General features: G+C 44.5%; 13 protein-coding genes. 4 read left to right on the top strand and 9 right to left on the bottom strand.

Translation table 11 applies throughout. From position 1 onward, the window contains the following. Positions 1-410: 410 nt before the first annotated feature. The gene (locus AB4135_RS21615) at positions 411-590 is read left to right on the top strand and encodes a hypothetical protein (protein WP_371995487.1); all 180 of its coding nucleotides are present in this window, start codon (positions 411-413) and stop codon (positions 588-590) included. Positions 591-699: 109 nt separating this feature from the next. Here the strand turns inward: AB4135_RS21615 and cydX are convergent, their stop codons facing one another. The 4 genes from cydX to purL form a co-directional block, all read right to left on the bottom strand. Continuing rightward, entirely contained in the window at positions 700-816 is a 117-nt protein-coding gene (gene cydX, locus AB4135_RS21620; protein ID WP_220737883.1) for a cytochrome bd-I oxidase subunit CydX, read from the bottom strand. A gap of 14 nt (positions 817-830) precedes the next feature. Then, a complete protein-coding gene (gene cydB, locus AB4135_RS21625; RefSeq protein ID WP_371995488.1) occupies positions 831-1,970 on the bottom strand; it encodes a cytochrome d ubiquinol oxidase subunit II in 1,140 nt (379 codons plus the stop codon). 15 nt (positions 1,971-1,985) lie between these two features. Next, positions 1,986-3,542 (bottom strand): cytochrome ubiquinol oxidase subunit I, encoded by a 1,557-nt coding sequence (locus tag AB4135_RS21630; RefSeq protein ID WP_371995489.1) that lies wholly within the window; start codon positions 3,540-3,542, stop codon positions 1,986-1,988. A gap of 1,213 nt (positions 3,543-4,755) precedes the next feature. Beyond that, positions 4,756-8,637: a phosphoribosylformylglycinamidine synthase gene (purL, locus tag AB4135_RS21635; RefSeq protein WP_371995497.1), complete on the bottom strand. Its 3,882-nt coding sequence runs from the start codon at positions 8,635-8,637 to the stop codon at positions 4,756-4,758. Positions 8,638-8,929: 292 nt separating this feature from the next. Here purL and mltF point away from each other — a divergent pair, with 292 nt between their 5' ends. Both mltF and AB4135_RS21645 read left to right on the top strand, forming a co-directional pair. Continuing rightward, positions 8,930-10,351: a membrane-bound lytic murein transglycosylase MltF gene (mltF, locus tag AB4135_RS21640; RefSeq protein ID WP_371995498.1), complete on the top strand. Its 1,422-nt coding sequence runs from the start codon at positions 8,930-8,932 to the stop codon at positions 10,349-10,351. An 83-nt stretch (positions 10,352-10,434) separates the two neighbouring features. Then, positions 10,435-10,557: a hypothetical protein gene (locus AB4135_RS21645; protein WP_371995490.1), complete on the top strand. Its 123-nt coding sequence runs from the start codon at positions 10,435-10,437 to the stop codon at positions 10,555-10,557. A gap of 29 nt (positions 10,558-10,586) precedes the next feature. Here the strand turns inward: AB4135_RS21645 and tadA are convergent, their stop codons facing one another. The 3 genes from tadA to guaB all read right to left on the bottom strand — a co-directional run bounded on the left by tadA (position 10,587) and on the right by guaB (position 14,436). Further along, positions 10,587-11,147 carry a tRNA adenosine(34) deaminase TadA gene (tadA, locus tag AB4135_RS21650; RefSeq protein WP_371995491.1) on the bottom strand — a complete coding sequence of 187 codons (561 nt, stop codon included), beginning with the start codon at positions 11,145-11,147 and terminating at the stop codon, positions 10,587-10,589. 116 nt (positions 11,148-11,263) lie between these two features. After that, positions 11,264-12,841, bottom strand: a complete 1,578-nt coding sequence (guaA, locus tag AB4135_RS21655; protein ID WP_371995492.1) for a glutamine-hydrolyzing GMP synthase — start codon at positions 12,839-12,841, stop codon at positions 11,264-11,266. A 122-nt stretch (positions 12,842-12,963) separates the two neighbouring features. Beyond that, on the bottom strand, positions 12,964-14,436 hold the full coding sequence (gene guaB / locus AB4135_RS21660) for an IMP dehydrogenase (protein ID WP_371995493.1): 1,473 nt from the start codon (positions 14,434-14,436) through the stop codon (positions 12,964-12,966). Positions 14,437-14,556: 120 nt separating this feature from the next. On the opposite strand from guaB, the gene xseA reads away from it, so the two are divergent. Continuing rightward, on the top strand, positions 14,557-15,894 hold the full coding sequence (gene xseA / locus AB4135_RS21665; RefSeq protein ID WP_371995494.1) for an exodeoxyribonuclease VII large subunit: 1,338 nt from the start codon (positions 14,557-14,559) through the stop codon (positions 15,892-15,894). Between the two features lie 73 nt (positions 15,895-15,967). On the opposite strand, the gene AB4135_RS21670 is transcribed toward xseA, so the two are convergent. Next, positions 15,968-16,957: a helix-turn-helix domain-containing protein gene (locus AB4135_RS21670; protein ID WP_371995495.1), complete on the bottom strand. Its 990-nt coding sequence runs from the start codon at positions 16,955-16,957 to the stop codon at positions 15,968-15,970. 205 nt (positions 16,958-17,162) lie between these two features. Further along, positions 17,163-17,285 carry a hypothetical protein gene (locus AB4135_RS21675; protein ID WP_371995496.1) on the bottom strand — a complete coding sequence of 41 codons (123 nt, stop codon included), beginning with the start codon at positions 17,283-17,285 and terminating at the stop codon, positions 17,163-17,165. Positions 17,286-18,160 lie beyond the last annotated feature (875 nt).

Genomic DNA, 18,160 nt, shown 5'->3' on the forward strand with positions numbered 1-18,160 from the left:
AAGATCAACAGCCCCTAGAAATGCTAATGTAAAAATGCGCTTATAGCTGATTAACTCAACCAAAGAAAACAAACTTTAGCGAATCGATAGATTAACAAGGAGTGTTAATGCCAGATTTGAATGTTAAAGATATATACCCGTTCTACTTAAAGATGCTCGTTTCAGAGGCATTGTGCCAGTTCAATTCTAGGCGCATTAACGTCGAAATGGTTATTCCCTTTTAAGTTATTGCAACAACGAAGTAGGCTGGCACAAAGCCTCTGAATCCTGCATCTACAGGTAGCACGGGGATATTAATAACTACCTTCTGCTGGGGCACCAGCTTTATCCTTGCAAGCGCAGCAAGTTATAACTATCTCAACGCTTATCTGAAACTCGATAGCCTGTTGATCTATATAGGCACTTCTATCATGCTATTTTGTGCAGGCTTATTGCCGAAGATGTTCTTTATCCCCTTAAAACAGACACTAAGCAGTACCATGAAACCACTGTTACTCTCACCTAAAAGCCATCTGTACTTAACTTATCTCGGCATCTTCATCTCAGCGATGGGGATCGTTTTGCAGACCTTACGTTTTAGCAGTTTCTAACTGCATAGATAAATCTCCAAAGTGTCAACTTATCTCAGGACGGGACAAGCATAACAAACAAAAAGCCCCGCAATTGCGGGGCTTTTACTGTGCGTCATTGAGTTAGATATTAATCTTCAGTCTCAGTTTCACGGTCCATATTTTCAGTATTTTCTAACCAAAGAGCATTAATAATACCGAAAGAACAGGCTAACAATACGCCTAAAATCCAAGCAAAATACCACATAATCTAGGCTCCTATTAGTAAAGTGAGGTCTTATTCTTTTCAATGAACTGACGCGATAAGCGACCAAACATTTTCAAGTAAGTATACACTGTATAGCTCAATACAATCGGTACAAAGATGATTGCAGCCCAAGTCATGACCGTTAGTGATACTTCACTTGCGGTAGCATCCCACATAGTCAAACTCACGTTTGGCTCTAATGAAGATGGCATAACAAATGGGAACATTGCTGCGCCACACGTTAAGATAACAGCCGCAATGCCTAAAGAGCTAAACAAGAACGCAAAACCAGAGCGATTCATACGACTTGATAGCAATACCAAGATAGGCATTAATAGTCCAAGTACAGGGAACAACATCGTCACCGGGTACTTATCGTAGTTTACAAGCCATGCACCGGCTTCTACGGCAACAGTCTTCAATGTTGGGTCCGATATGCCAGCGGTATCGATTGCAGAAGTAATCACATAACCATCAATACCATTGATTAGCCATACGCCTGCGGCGCCAAAGAATACAAACAGCAACACTGACAACAACTGCGACATCTTAGTGGCACGAACTCGAAGCTCACCTTCTGTCTTCATTTGTAACCAAGTAGAACCTTGCAACATAAACATGCTGACACAGACCAAACCTGCTAACAGACCAAATGGATTCAATAGACCAAAGAAGCCACCATGGTACGTCGCTCTAAGGTACTCATCAAAGTTAAACGGAACCCCTTGCAATAAGTTACCAAAAGCCACACCGATAATTAGCGGTGGTACAAAACCACCTACAAATAACGCCCAGTCCCAAGACTTACGCCATCTTGGATCTTCAATCTTAGAACGGTAGTCAAAACCTACAGGTCTTAGGAACAACGCAAATAGAACTAACATCATTGCGACGTAAAAACCTGAGAAAGACACGCCGTAGACCATAGGCCATGCAGCGAACAATGCGCCACCAGCAGTGATCAACCACACTTGGTTACCGTCCCAGTGAGGGGCGATAGAGTTAATCATGATACGGCGGTCAGTATCGTCTTTACCGATAATAGGTAACAACGCGCCAACGCCCATATCAAAGCCGTCAGTGACAGCAAAACCGATGAACAACACGCCAATCAGTGCCCACCAGATGAATCTTAACATTTCATAATCAAACATAATCAGATCTCCAGTTTAGGCATCAAGCTTTTCAAAGTGATAACGACCGGTCTTCAAGCAACTTGGCCCTTTGCGAGCAAACTTAATCATTAGATAAAGCTCAATCACGAGTAAGATTGAATAGAAGGCGGTAATCGAAATGATACTGAACAATAGGTCATTAACTGACAAGCTAGAAGCTGACATAAAGGTCGGTAATACTTCAGAAATCGTCCACGGTTGACGGCCATATTCGGCGACGAACCAACCACACTCAATGGCTATCCATGGTAGAGGTAGACTATAAAGCGCCGCTTTTAGTACCCACTTCTTCTCTTCGATTTGATGACGCGTGCTTTGCCAGAATGCAGCAGCAAACACTAACAACATAATCATACCTGCGCCAACCATGACACGGAATGTCCAGAACATAGGTGCTACGTTTGGAATAGAGTCATCAGCGGCGGCCTTGATCTGTTCATCCGTTGCATCAACCACTTTATCGGTATAACGCTTCAGCAATAGACCATAACCAAGATCCACTTTTGATTCTTCAAATGCAGCTCTGACTTCAGGTGTTTCATTACCAGCGCGAAGCTGTTCAAGCAGGCCGTATGCCACCATGCCGTTACGAATTCGCACTTCGTGCTCAGCAATTAGATCTTTAATACCGGTAACTTGCTCGTCAAGTGAACGAGTGGCAATGATCCCCATCGCGTACGGAATTTTGATTGCGTAATCTGTGTGCTGGGTTTCTTGATTAGGGAAACCTACCGCTGTAAATGCAGCTGGTGCTGGCTCAGTGTGCCACTCAGCTTCAATTGCAGCGAGTTTAACACGTTGCACTTCACCGACCTTATAGCCTGATTCATCACCCAGTACGATAACCGAAAGGATAGAAGCCATACCGAAGCTTGCAGCAATAGCAAATGAGCGACGAGCAAAAGGCAGGTCACGCTTCTTCAAGATGTAGTAAGCACTAATCGATAACACGAACATTGCGCCAGCAACATAACCTGATGCAACAGTGTGAACAAACTTCACCTGCGCTACAGGGTTAAATATCACTTCAGCAAAGCTGGTCATCTCCATACGCATGGTTTCGTAATTGAATACCGACCCAACAGGGTTTTGCATCCAACCGTTAGCAACCAAGATCCATAATGCTGACATGTTTGAGCCTAGAGCGACTAACCAAGTTACAGCAAGATGTTGGCGTTTGCTAAAGCGATCCCAACCAAAGAAGAACATACCGACTAATGTCGATTCGAGGAAGAAAGCCATCAGGCCTTCAATAGCTAGCGGTGCACCAAAAATGTCACCGACGTAATGCGAATAGTAAGACCAGTTCGTACCGAACTGGAACTCCATCGCCAAACCTGTTGCTACGCCTAGTGCAAAGTTGATACCGAATAACTTACCCCAGAACTTGGTCATATCTTTATAGATCTGCTTATTGGTCATCACATAAAGTGATTCCATAATGGCTAGCAAGAATGCTAACCCCAAGGTCAAGGGAACAAATAGGAAGTGATACATGGCCGTCATCGCAAACTGAAAGCGCGACAGCTCAACAACCTCTTCTAAAATCATTTGTGACTCCTTAGGTGGTGCGTCCAATTATTATTGTTAGATCCCCATCAACAATCATAACTGCCTATATAGGAATATTAATGCAGACACTTAGGCACTCTTCTTCAAAAAGGCCCACTTGGCTGCGTTTCGTTGTTTAATTCATAATTTGTGTAATTTAAAGCCAAAAACACTGACAAGCTGCAGCGTAACATCGCAATAAAGGTGGTTATCGTGACCTTCATCCCATTTAAGCAAGTATTTTGATAACAAATAAGTAATATCAGTTACTTGCAATGCATAACGAGTGCTTTCAGTAGTGAATTTATACCATTCAAAATTGATTCAAATCAATCAATGCATTTGCTTTGCGTGGATTTTGAGGGGGAGCACACAAATCCACCCACCCCAGCATTGACAGTACATCAAACCCATGATAGGCGAACACTAAAAGGAATGTAGACAGTTATTTTTAGGCCTTTTCAACAAAAATAATCACCAAAGCCAACTTTAACAAATTATTATCATATTAAGAGTCAGATTATTTAACCCTAGGAAACAACAAGAAAGTAGCACCAGACAGTAATACACCACAAATACAACCACTTAAAATAACAACAGCAGAGAAATACTAAAATAAACACCAACAAAGCATTATAAAAACTAATCTTAGTTAGTATTTTTTCTCGTTTGATATAAATAATGCGCTAACCTAAAATGAGCACCAAGTTAAGGAGACGGTCAAGTTAACCCGGTGAAGTAGCCCGGAAAGACTGACTCCGCTTATCATCAATACTTAAACGTGGAGTTACCATTATGAATACATTTTTTGAGCGTCTAGTTAGCAGCTACCAGCGTGTTTTCGTTGAGCTTTATACCTCAAGAGAGCTTTAAACTAAGCTATCTTTGCAAGATTAATTCTTGAAGTTTTGTTAGCGCAAAGCGGCCCTCCTTAGCGATAAGGGGGGCTTTTTTATGGAAAAAATTAACTGCCCTACTCAATCTCCTTTTCAGCTGCTTCCGATCAGTAACTTACTATAACTAAACTTAACCCGTCGACTTAATCTTATCGCTACAAAACCCGTTGAATTAGCATTAAATAAATCGCTAAAGTTACACTAATCGCCTGTTAATCCTTACTTTTATCTAGTCAAATTTTTGCCATAAAAAAAGCCCCTAAATATTTAGGGGCTTTTTCATCGTTAATGCTAGCGCGTTTATACGCTAATACTAATTAACCAATTGATTTTCTAACATTACGGAACATTCTCATCCATGGGCTATCTTCACCCCATGAATCAGGGTGCCATGAGTTAGCAACCGTTCTAAATACACGCTCTGGATGCGGCATCATGATCGTTACACGACCATCGGTAGAACTCAATGCAGTGATCGCATTTGGCGAACCGTTAGGGTTTTGTGGGTACTGAGTGGCTATTTGACCATTTCCGTCAACATAACGCAGTGCAACTGTCCCTGACGCTTCAGCTGCTGCTAATGCTTCAGGAGATGCAAACTCAGCACGCCCTTCGCCGTGAGATACGGCAATTGGCATCCGCGAGCCTTCCATACCTTGGAAGAATAATGATGGACTCTTTTGTACTTCAACCAAGCTAAAGCGTGCTTCAAAACGCTCAGAACGGTTACGTACAAAGTGTGGCCACAAATCAGTGCCAGGAATGATATCTTTTAAATTAGACAGCATCTGACAACCGTTACATACACCTAACGAGAAGCTATCATCACGTTCAAAGAACTGACTAAACTGCTCACGAGCACGCGCATTAAACAAGATGGACTTCGCCCAACCTTCCCCCGCGCCCAGTACGTCACCGTATGAGAAGCCACCACAAGCCACTAGACCTTGGAACTCTTCTAAGCTGATCCGGCCACTCAGAATATCACTCATGTGCACATCTTTAGACTCAAAGCCTGCACGGTCAAATGCTGCCGCCATTTCAATATGCGAGTTAACCCCTTGCTCACGCAAAATAGCCATCTTAGGTGCAGCACCTTTTAAGATAAATGGCGCAGCGACATCTTCACTTGGATCAAAGCTCAAATCAACGGTAAGACCTAAGTCATTAGCGTCTTGCTTAAGCGCATGCTCCTCTTTAGCACACTCAGGGTTGTCACGCAGTGACTGCATGCGGTACGTAGTTTCAGCCCAAATAGTACGCAATGAAGTACGTGTTTCCGTTAACACTTCACGCTCACCATCAAAGATAGCGATTTGATCTGCATCGTTGAGCTCAGCAACCTTATGACAAGGTACACCGGCAGCACTAAACTTCGCGCTAATGGCTGCAGAGTCTTCACGACGAACCTGGATGACTGCACCAAGCTCTTCGTTAAACAAACGCTCCACATCAGTGCCCGTTAACGCGCTCAAATCAACATTTAAGCCAGTGTGACCGGCAAATGCCATCTCAACCAGTGTGGTATATAAGCCACCGTCACTTCTATCGTGGTAAGCAATTATTGACTTATCAGCCACTAATGGCTGAATCACTTCAAAGAAGCCTTTCAACGTAGCTGAGTTATCAAGATCTGGAGCGGTATCGCCCAGCTCACTGTAAACCTGTGCTAAACAAGAACCGCCTAAACGATTCTTGCCAAGACCAAGATCAAGCAGCAACAACTCAGTGTCACCTTTATCAGTGCGCAGTTCTGGCGTGACGGTATTGCGAACATCTTGCACCACACCAAAAGCGGTAATCACTAAAGACATTGGCGAAGTTACGGCTTTTTGTACGCCGTTATCTTCCCATGCCGTCTTCATCGACATTGAGTCTTTACCAACTGGAATCGTTAGCGATAGATCAGGACAAAGCTCTTCGCCAATCGCTTTAACCGCTTCATAAAGACCCGCATCTTCACCAGGGTGACCTGCAGGCGACATCCAGTTAGCAGAAAGCTTAATACGCTTGAATGAACCGATATCAGTACCAGCGATATTTAAAATTGACTCAGCAACTGCCATGCGTGCAGATGCGCCAAAATCGAGTAGTGCCAGCGGTGTACGCTCACCTATCGACATCGCTTCACCGACATATGAATCGTAACTTGCAGCGGTTACCGCACAATCTGCTACTGGTACCTGCCAAGGGCCAACCATTTGATCGCGGTTAACTAGGCCGGTAACGGTTCTATCACCAATAGTGATAAGGAAGGTCTTTTCTGCAATGGTGGGTAAGCGAAGTAAACGATGCGCCGCTTCTTTGACTGCAATACCACTTTGATCCAATGCCGCTGAGTTAGCTTTGGCGCTCACAACGTCTCGGCTCATCTTAGGTGCTTTACCTAATAGCACATCTAAAGGAAGCTCAATTGGGTGGTTTTCGAAATGTTCATCGCTAAGGATTAACTCGCGCTCTTCGGTTGCGATACCTACCACTGCAAATGGTGCGCGTTCACGCTGACAAATTTGAGTAAATAGCTCAATATTTTCCGGCGCAATTGACATCACATAACGCTCTTGCGATTCATTACACCAGATCTCTAATGGGCTCATACCTGGCTCATCAGAAGGCACTTTACGCAGCTCAAAGTTACCGCCACGTCCGCCATCATCCACCAACTCAGGGAAAGCGTTCGACAAACCGCCTGCACCTACATCGTGGATAAACTGGATTGGGTTTGCATCACCCATCTGCCAACAACGGTCGATAACTTCCTGACAGCGACGCTCCATCTCTGGGTTTTCACGCTGTACTGAAGCAAAATCTAAATCTTCGCTTGATTGGCCAGATGTCATCGAAGACGCCGCGCCGCCACCAAGGCCGATATTCATTGCAGGGCCACCAAGTACAACCAATTTGGCACCAACAGTGATTTCGCCTTTTTGAACATGCTCTTCGCGAATGTTACCTAAACCACCGGCAAGCATAATAGGCTTGTGATAACCACGCACCTCAACACCATTATGGCTGTTCACTTCCTGCTCGTAAGTACGGAAGTAACCCACAAGTGCTGGACGACCGAACTCATTGTTAAATGCAGCGCCACCCAGTGGGCCTTCTGTCATGATATCCAGTGCGGTAACGATGCGGTCTGGTTTACCGTAATCCGCTTCCCATGGCTGAACAAAGCCAGGGATTTTAAGGTTTGAAACGCTAAATCCAGTTAAACCCGCTTTTGGCTTAGAACCACGACCTGTTGCACCTTCATCACGAATTTCGCCACCACTGCCCGTTGCAGCACCTGGATATGGGCTAATTGCAGTTGGGTGGTTATGGGTTTCTACTTTCATCAAGATATGCATTGGCTCGGTGTGGTAGCCATATACACCATCTTGCTTAGGGAAGAATCGACCTGCAGTAGAACCTGTCATTACTGCGGCGTTATCTTTGTAAGCAGAAAGCACGTTTTCAGGGGTGGTTTCAAAAGTGTTCTTAATCATTTTGAACAATGACTTTGGCTGAACTTCGCCATCAATTGTCCAATCAGCGTTAAAGATCTTATGACGACAATGCTCAGAGTTTGCTTGAGCAAACATCATTAACTCAACATCATTTGGGTTACGCTCTAGCTTCTTGAAGTTCTCAACTAAGTAGTCAATCTCATCTTCAGCAAGTGCGAGCCCTAAGGTGGTATTCGCTTGCTCAAGCGCACTGCGCCCTTGCCCTAGAATATCGACGCTTTTAAACTTTGCAGGTTCAGTGCGAGCAAACAGTACATCGGCCGCATTGAAGTCATTAACAACCACTTCAACCATGCGGTCATGTAATAGTTCCAGTAGCGACTTGGTTTGCGCAGCAGTTAACTCATCAGCAATGACGTAGTAGGCAATACCACGCTCTAAGCGCACGACTTTATCGAGACCACAGTTGTGGGCGATATCGGTTGCTTTAGAAGACCAAGGAGAAATTGTACCGGGGCGGGGCGTGACAAAATGGAGCTGACCTTCAGGCTGGTGTGCTTCAATAGCAGGGCCGTAGGTTAAGATTTTTTCAAGCTGTTGACTTTCATTTTCTTCTAGCGATTCTCTCAAATCAGCTAAGTGGATAAACTCGGCATAGATTTGGCGCACTGGTAGTGCTGCCGACTCACAAGCTTCCATCAGCTTCTGTACTCTAAACGCCGAAAGTGCAGGGGCTCCGCGGATGATCTCCATCACGTCTTTTCACCTTATAAATTATAATTGCAGGGTCAGATCTGGCGCTATTATAGGGAAATGTTTGCCACAAATCATTAGCAGTCGCTATACAAAACAGTGTTTCCTGTATAGAAAAAAGCGCAGCTTATTTTTTGTAGAAATGACGTCGATATTTCAAGCAAAATTTCGATTTGGAGTCATACTAATATCAATAGTACTGATGCAAAACACCTGTTTTCATACACCTTTTAATACTGTGATATAATCAAGCACAATTTCCTTATAATTTAGGCGCTAACTAATAACAATGATGAGAAATCTTTGCTTAATTTTCTGCTGTATTACCTTACTGGCTGCCTGCCAGAAGGTGGTCGTGGAACAAAAGCAAGTTGCCGTCATTGAGCCAAAAACAGAGTTAGTTGTCGGCACCTTATTTGGCCCACAAATCTATTTTAGTGCCGGTCAGGGCGAATCTGGTTACGATTATGAGATGGCCTCTAAATTTGCCAAGTACCTCAACCTTGAGTTGAAGATGAAACCGTTTGCCAATATTAGCGAGCTATACAACGCACTAAGATCAGGCAAAGTAGACATATTAGCTGCAGGTCTGGCTGATACTCCGTCCAGACGCGAGCAGTTTAGAGTTGGCCCTCCGCTCTATCGGGTCAACCAAGTATTAGTATATCGCCAAGGTACACCGCTTCCAAAAGATATTAATAACCTTGAGGGTGATATTACTGTTATTACCGACTCCTCCTTTGTTGACACATTGAGTGATCTACAAAAGTCGAACCCAAACTTAATGTGGAAACAGGAAAAAGATAAAGACTCTGAAGAGTTGCTGGCAATGATAGCCAGTGGCGATCTGCGCTATACCATCGCCGACTCAACCAGTTTAGATATTAACAGGCGCTTTATGCCTGAACTACGTGAAGGCCCAATCCTTAAAGAAAAACAACCAGTGGTTTGGTTATTGCCGCCTAACAATAGCGATCTATTAATGAGTAAATTGCTCGCTTTTTGGCACATAGAAAAGCGCCGCGGTACCCTTGCCCATTTAAATGAAAAATACTTTGCCCACGTTAAACGTTTTGACTATGTCGATACTCGTGCCTTTATCCGTGCTATCGATAATAAGCTACCTAAGTACCAACAAACGTTTGAAAAGTATGCAGGGGATATCGACTGGCGCAAACTCGCTGCCACCGCTTATCAAGAGTCGCACTGGAACCCTAATGCCCGCTCTCCAACGGGAGTGCGTGGACTGATGATGCTAACCCTGCCAACTGCCAAACAAGTCGGTATTAAGAATAGACTCGATCCGTACCAGAGCATTCAAGGCGGAGCTAAGTACCTCAACAGTATGCTTGAGCGACTGCCAGCATCTATACCCGAAAGCCAAAGAATGTGGTTCGCCCTCGCCTCCTACAATATCGGCTTTGGTCATGTTGAAGATGCAAGAAAACTGGCGCAATCTATGGGGCTTAATCCTAGTGCTTGGCGAGATATTAAAGAAGTATTACCACTGCTGCAAAAAAGAAAACATTACAAAAAGACTCGATACGGCTATGCCCGCGGCAATGAAGCGGTGCACTATGTTGACAGTATTCGCCGTTACTACGATACGCTAGTGTGGATTGATAACCAAAATATGCTCATTGAGCTAAAAGAAGAGCAGACCCAAACAGCAGACAACAGCAATCAAACGATGGAGGGAGCACAACCGCAGTAGAGCGGCTAAATTTTATTTTATGCCATTCATTTTAATTTCATCTTACTGCTGTAAGTTGCTCTGAAGAAAAACAAAGGAGATAGATGATGAGAAAAAGAGCAGTAAATAATATGGCGGCCCGTCGCCGCACACAATTAAAAGCCCGCCATTTAAAAACACTCAATAGACAAAAGCAGTTCTTCGTCTTTATTCGTCCGTCAGATTAACCCTCATCGAGCGCGATAAAAACACAGTATTAACGCTTATTAGCAGGTAGCTGCGCTTCTTGCTTGGCCAACGCTTTAGCAGCTTTTTTCTCTTTTCTGCGGCGTCTGAAAAAAGCACTGAGCTGTTCGCTACAAGCTTCTTCTCTCACCCCTGCAGTGATCTCGACCTGATGATTAAACGCAGGGTGGCGCACAATATCAATCACTGTCCCGGCAGCTCCTGTTTTCTCATCATTAGCACCGTAGACCAATCGACTAATTCTAGAGTGAACTATTGCCCCTGCACACATGGCACATGGCTCTAACGTGACATATAAAGTGGTATCTAATAGGCGGTAATTTTCCAGCAATTGACCTGCTTGGCGGATACACTGCATCTCAGCATGTGCACTTGGGTCATGTAACCCAATGCTATAGTTAAAACCCGCGCTCACTACTTGACCATCTTTAACCAAAACAGCGCCGACAGGCACTTCGCCTTTCTCTTCAGCTTTTGCCGCCATCTCCATCGCCATTTTCATAAAGCGGCTATCGTCTTCGGTTTGTGCTAACTGTGCTGCAGTTTGTTGTGTGTTGTCGCGACTTGGCAATCGACTCTCCAGATACATGTATTAAATCGGCGCTATTCTAGCAATTGTGCTGCAAAATAAAAAAGGTGCCGAAGCACCTTTTATATTAACCAGTATAGCTCGCTAGCTGAAATGGGTTATTCCCACTCGATAGTTGCAGGTGGCTTACCTGAAATATCGTAAACAACACGCGAAATACCGTCAATTTCATTAATGATTCGATTAGATACACGCCCTAAGAAATCATACGGCAGGTGAGCCCAATGAGCCGTCATAAAGTCGATAGTCTCTACCGCACGTAAGCTGACAACCCAATCGTATTTACGGCCATCACCCATTACGCCCACAGAACGAACAGGTAAGAACACAGTAAACGCTTGGCTTACTTTATTATACAGGTCAGCTTTGTGTAGCTCTTCGATGAAAATGGCATCGGCTAAACGCAGTAAATCACAGTATTCCTTCTTAACTTCGCCAAGTACACGCACACCAAGACCAGGCCCTGGGAATGGATGGCGGTAAAGCATGTCATACGGTAGACCTAGCTCTAAACCAATTTTACGCACTTCATCTTTAAACAGTTCACGTAGTGGCTCAACCAGACCCAGCTCCATATCATCTGGCAAGCCGCCAACGTTATGGTGTGATTTAATCACGTGTGCTTTACCCGTTGCGCTACCTGCAGACTCAATCACATCTGGATAGATAGTGCCTTGGGCAAGCCATTTAGCATTTTTGCATTTCTTAGACTCTTCATCGAAAATTTCAACAAAGACATGGCCAATGATCTTACGTTTAGCTTCTGGTTCAGCTTCGCCGGCCATTGCATCAAGGAAACGGTTCTCGGCATCAACGTGGATAATGTTGAGCCCGAAGTGATCGCCAAACATATCCATCACTTGTTGAGCTTCATTTAAACGCAGCAGGCCGTTATCAACGAATACACAAGTCAGTTTATCGCCAATCGCACGGTGCAACAGCATTGCAACGACAGATGAATCAACACCACCAGATAGGCCAAGAATAACTTCATCGTCACCAATCTGTTTCTTTAAACGTTCTACCGCATCTTCAATAATTGAAGACGGTTTCCAGTTTGCATCACAACCACAAATATCAAGCGCAAAATGCTCAAGCATGCGCTTACCTTGGCGAGTGTGAGTCACCTCAGGATGGAACTGAACGCCATAGAATTTTTTGTCTTCGTTAGCCATTGCAGCGAACGGACAAGTCTCAGTGTTAGCGACAGTCACGAAACCTTCAGGGATCTCCGACACTTTATCGCCATGACTCATCCAAACGTCAAGTAAAGGCTTTCCGGTTTCGCTTACTGCATCTTCAATCGCTTTAAATAGTGCAGATTGAGTTTGTACTTCTACTTGTGCGTAACCAAACTCGCCTTCTCCAACACCTTGAATGACTTTACCACCAAGCTGCTCAGACATAGTCTGCATGCCGTAGCAAATGCCGAGTACTGGTACGCCAGCGCTAAATACATACTCAGGGGCGCGAGGAGAGTTATCTGCAGTCACGCTTTCTGGTCCACCGGCTAAAATAATACCGTTTGGTGCAAAACCACGAATTTGCTCTTCGGAAACATCCCAAGCCCAAAGTTCACAATAAACACCGATTTCACGAATACGGCGGGCAATCAATTGGGTGTATTGCGATCCAAAATCTAGGATTAGGATCTTATGCTCATGAATGTTGCTCATGGGGTACCTTATCTTTATATTTCTGTTTAACTAAAATCTTGCAGAGCTGCGTATATAGCGATGAGTAGCTAAAGCAGTTCACAGCTAAATAAAAGGCGACCGTCATGGTCGCCTAGCAAACTTTAAGAACCTGAACTGTAGTTCGGCGCTTCTTTGCTAATTTTCACGTCGTGAACATGAGACTCGCCCATGCCAGCAGCGGTGATTTTAACAAACTCAGCTTTCTCATTAAGTTCTTTAATGGTGGCACAACCTGTTAGGCCCATGCATGAACGTAGACCGCCCATGTGCTGATGAATGATCTCTTTAAGCTTACCTTTGTAAGCAACGCGACCTTCAATACCTTCAGGTACTAGCTTGTCTGCGGCGTTATCACTTTGGAAGTAACGATCAGACGAACCTTGTGTTTGTGTCATTGCGCCCAATGAGCCCATTCCACGGTATGACTTATAAGCACGGCCATTATAAAGTTCAGTTTCGCCTGGCGCTTCATCAGTACCGGCAAACATTGAACCCGCCATGATGCATGATGCACCAGCAGCAAGTGCTTTTGCTAAGTCACCAGAGAAGCGAATACCACCATCAGCAATAACAGGAATATTTAGATGCTTAACGGCTGTCGCTGCGTCAGATACTGCTGTAATTTGCGGTACACCTACGCCAGTCACGATACGAGTGGTACAGATAGAACCAGGACCAATACCGACTTTAACCGCGTTCACGCCAGCTTCAACCAGGGCTAATGCACCTTCAGCTGTAGCGACGTTGCCACCAACGATTTGTAGTTCAGGGTATTTAGCACGGGTATCACGAATGCGCTGCAGTACGCCTTCAGAGTGACCGTGAGATGAATCGATAAGTAAGATATCAACGCCAGCAAGCACAAGCGCATCAACACGCTCTTCATTACCAGGGCCGGCACCAACCGCAGCACCAACACGTAAACGACCTAGTTCGTCCTTACATGCATTAGGCTTACGCTCAGCTTTTTGGAAATCTTTAACGGTAATAAGACCTTTAAGCTTAAAGTTGTCATCAACAACCAATACTTTCTCAACACGGTGAGAATGCATCAGTGTTTGCACTTCATCAAGCTTAGTGCCTTCAGGTACAGTGACGAGTCGCTCTTTAGGCGTCATCACCTGATCAACTGTACGGCTCCAATCAGTAACAAAACGCACGTCACGGCCGGTAATAATACCGACAAGTTCATGTGCTTCATTAACGACAGGGTAACCTGCAAAACCGTTCTTTTCAGTCAATACTTTAAGATCGGCTAGCGTGGTGGTCGGCGTCACAGTCACTGGCTGCTGAACAATACCCGCTTCGTAAATTTTTACTTTGCGAACTTCTTCAGCCTGTTGCTCAATCGTCATATTTTTATGGATAAATCCTAAACCGCCTTCTTGCGCAATCGCAATTGCTAAGCGTGCTTCTGTGACGGTATCCATCGCAGCAGACACTATAGGCGTGTTCAGTTCTATCGTATTTGTTAGACGTGTTTTGAGAACGGCAGTATTTGGGAGGACGGTGGAGTGCGCTGGAACTAGCAACACATCATCAAACGTTAGCGCTTCTTTCTTTAATCTTAACATGCAACATCTCCCCAAGAGAGTAGGATTTAGAGGTGAAATATTGCGGCGAGATTATACCTTGCATATCTGGGTTGGTAAATGGAAAATAGGCATTAATTAGCATTTGTGTGTAAAAAAATAATGAAAACCTCAAAAAACAACGTTTACACCGTCTCTCGACTCAATGGAGAAGTCAGACAACTTCTCGAGGGGCAACTAGGTCGAATTTGGCTAAATGCTGAAATCTCAAATTTTGCCGCCCCAGGTTCAGGCCATTGGTATCTGACTCTTAAAGATAATTTTTCCCAGATCCGTTGCGCCATGTTTAAAGGCCGCAACCAAGCGGTGACTTTCAGACCTGTTAACGGTCAACAAGTGCTGGTAAAGGGTAATATTAGCGTCTACGAGCCTAGAGGTGACTATCAGCTATTAATTGAATCTATGTTGCCAGCCGGTGATGGTTTGCTTGCTCAGCAATATGAAGCACTGAAAATGAAGCTTGCTGCCGAAGGCATGTTTGCCACCGACACCAAACGTCCACTACCAGACAATATTCAGCGTATTGGCGTGGTGACCTCACCTACTGGCGCGGCAATTCGCGATATCTTGCATGTACTCGCTCGCCGAGACTCATCAATCGAAGTCATCATCTATCCAACAGCCGTACAAGGCACTGACGCAGCCGCTAGTATCTGTAATGCCATTAATTTAGCCAATAGCCGCGCCGAAGTCGATGTACTGCTAGTGACCCGCGGTGGCGGTTCTCTTGAGGATTTATGGAGCTTTAATGACGAAGGCTTAGCTCATACAATCTATAACAGTGGTATACCAGTGGTATCTGCGGTCGGCCATGAAGTTGACACCACCATTAGTGATTATGTTGCCGATCTACGTGCGCCAACACCATCAGCTGGAGCCGAATTATTATCGAAAGATGCCGACAATAAAGCGCAGAAGTTAAATGCTGTATTGTCGCGCTTAAAACAAAGCTGGCAGCATTACCAGTTAAAGCAACAAAATAAGCTGCAAGCCTGCGAACATCGCCTACAAAAACAAGATCCACAGCGACGCTTACAAACCTATGAGCAAACCTTTGACGAGATGCAGCTCAGACTGCAAAAAGCCCTACAAAGCAAATTGCATAGTATGACGCTTAGGCAGCAGCAACTCGCCAATAGACTCGATAACCAGTCACCACAACATCGACTCGAACTGGAAAGCCAGCGCTTGAGTTATCTATCCGAAAAATTAACAACGGCTATCACCGACAAGCTTGCCATGAGCGAGCAGCGCGTTGCCCACCGCGCACAGCAGCTCGATACAGTAAGCCCACTGGCGACATTGAGCCGCGGTTATAGTATTACTCTAAACGGTAAAGGTAAGGTTGTGCAGGCCGCTGAAGATACGGTTGTCGGCGATACGCTAACGACGCGTTTGCGAGATGGCAGCGTAACGTCAACGGTGGTAGAGATTGGTTAGTCTGTAACATTACCAGCCCCTCTACTCAGAGGGGCAACGGCCTAGATTACTTTATAAACAACATAGAATATATTTAGAAATCTGCACGATTCATATCATCTTTATTTAATAGTTCCATTAGCCCAACCAAAGCAATAAACAATACTGCGCCCACAGGCCAAATAATCCAAGTTACGCCCCACGCCATCGTCCACAGGCTCCAGCCCAGGTATATTGCTACCAATAGTGGCCAATAAAATGCAGCTAACTTTTCAGCTCTTTGAGCACGTCTGCTTTTCTCTGTTTTTAAACCGCTTTCTTTCAAAATATTAGTGTAAGCCATGTATTTAGCACTAACAGATAAAATGATATAAATGCCCGCCGCAATCATAAGCATCATAACAATCAGCATGATTAAAACGATTGCAGAACCATTAAAGAACATACTGATTGTCATCAAAGGCACGAAGCTGAAAATAAACAAGAATATTGAGATAGACAACCTGAAGTTGTAGGTAGGTCTATACTTTTGCAACTTCTCGCTAATCACCCCATGTACGCCATAAGCCAGCTCAAAAGGCTGATTATCAATGACAGCAAAGTCTGCTTCATATTGGTTAATTTTAATAAAAAAGCTTACAGCAATAGACACCATGATGAGTATTGAGATAACCCCCATCACTGCCGCTATATCACCAGTCATTCCTAAGCGATGGGTTTCTGCCATTGCTAAAAAGAAAAACAGTGGCACAACAGAACACACACAAAGTACCACTCCCTTGGTAATGAGATCAGACACTATTACTTTTTTATCGGTATAGGCTAAGGCTTGCTCTAGACTGACCAAACTGGTCTGAGATACGCTTTGCAGAGTGTCACTGACTTCGGTTTCATCTTTCAGTAAAAAGTCAGTTGAGACCTCAAAAATATCTGCCAGTGTTATGATGCGGTTCAAGTCAGGTATGCTATTGGCACTTTCCCACTTCGAGACTGACTGCCTGGAGACATTCAACTTTTCGGCTAGATCTTCTTGCGACCAGCCGCACTGTTTCCTTAATCTGATTATCTTGTCTGCTAAAATCATAAGAGTCATTCCTTGGTCTGTTATTTAGCCGTAAGCCTATTAAATCAGATGGTTGCATACTATCAACTGCAGCTGACATTGTGTCAACCAGCGGTTGCATCCTAGTTGCGATGGGATCTATTTTCGGTTTAAACACTAAAGCTAGCGATTTTAGTTGAGACTCACAAGTCAGTATTCACTTTGAAAGTAAAAGAATGCAGCTCTATTATTTATCAAGCTTCGCTTGACCAAAGTCGTGAGCTTCCAGCTCACACTCGGCCAAAAGGGGATCAACAGCAATCCCCTCTTGGAGCACTCCTGCCACCCCGACGAAGTTGTTGAACCTCATTCATTTTCGAAAATAGTTATCGCCTTATATTCGCCATCCATGGCTCACCTAAGGCTAACTCGGCATCCATGCCTCACTCACGCGATTTGTCTTCGATGAGTTCGGCAACTTCGATGGGGAGTTAGAGTATTCTGTTAGTTTTTGAAACTTACTTCTGCCCCAAAGTGAGTTGGCCCTCTACTAATTTTATCAAGCTACGCTTGACCTAAGTCGTGGCGCTTCGCCCACACCAGAGCCAAGGGGCAAAGCGCTTGCGCCCCTTGACAATCCCTCAGCGCCCCAGACGAAATTGTCTCCCTCGTACTTATTTGAAATCACCTAACGCTTCCGATGGGACATCCTGTCCCGCGAAAGCTATACCCACATCCGTGTGGGCACTACGGTTATTTCTTCAACGTACTTCGGCAACTCCGATGGGGAATAGGTGTTTCCTGCTAGTTTCGTAACTAGGTTTTGCCCCAAAATTAGTTAGCTACCATTACTAATGGCTATTATTTTTAATTCAAAACCAAATCTAAATCAAAGTCGTGGCGCTTCGCCCATTCTTGTAACAGAGAGTAGAGCCAAGGGGTAAAGCGCTTGTACCCCACTCTTGATTTCATATGAGTCGAACCCTCAGCGCCCCGGCGAAATTTAAAAAGCAAAATTTCCAACGGGGGAGATCTGATTCTGTGAGTACATGGTAATATTTTTAAGCTCAGACGTTTACGGGAAAATAGCTAAAGCTAAAACCCAATTGCTAAGTATTTACGCTTTTATTCTCCAATGAAGATGTTGTTGAGGCCTTTTGTTTCATGGCTAATCCTATTGCATACAGAGTTTGGTGTTCCCTCCATATAAGGAACTTAGTTGAAGCCGTAGAGCAACCAAGTGCG

Source organism: Shewanella sp. 10N.286.54.B9, assembly GCF_041468565.1.
In the GTDB taxonomy this organism is placed as follows: domain Bacteria; phylum Pseudomonadota; class Gammaproteobacteria; order Enterobacterales; family Shewanellaceae; genus Shewanella.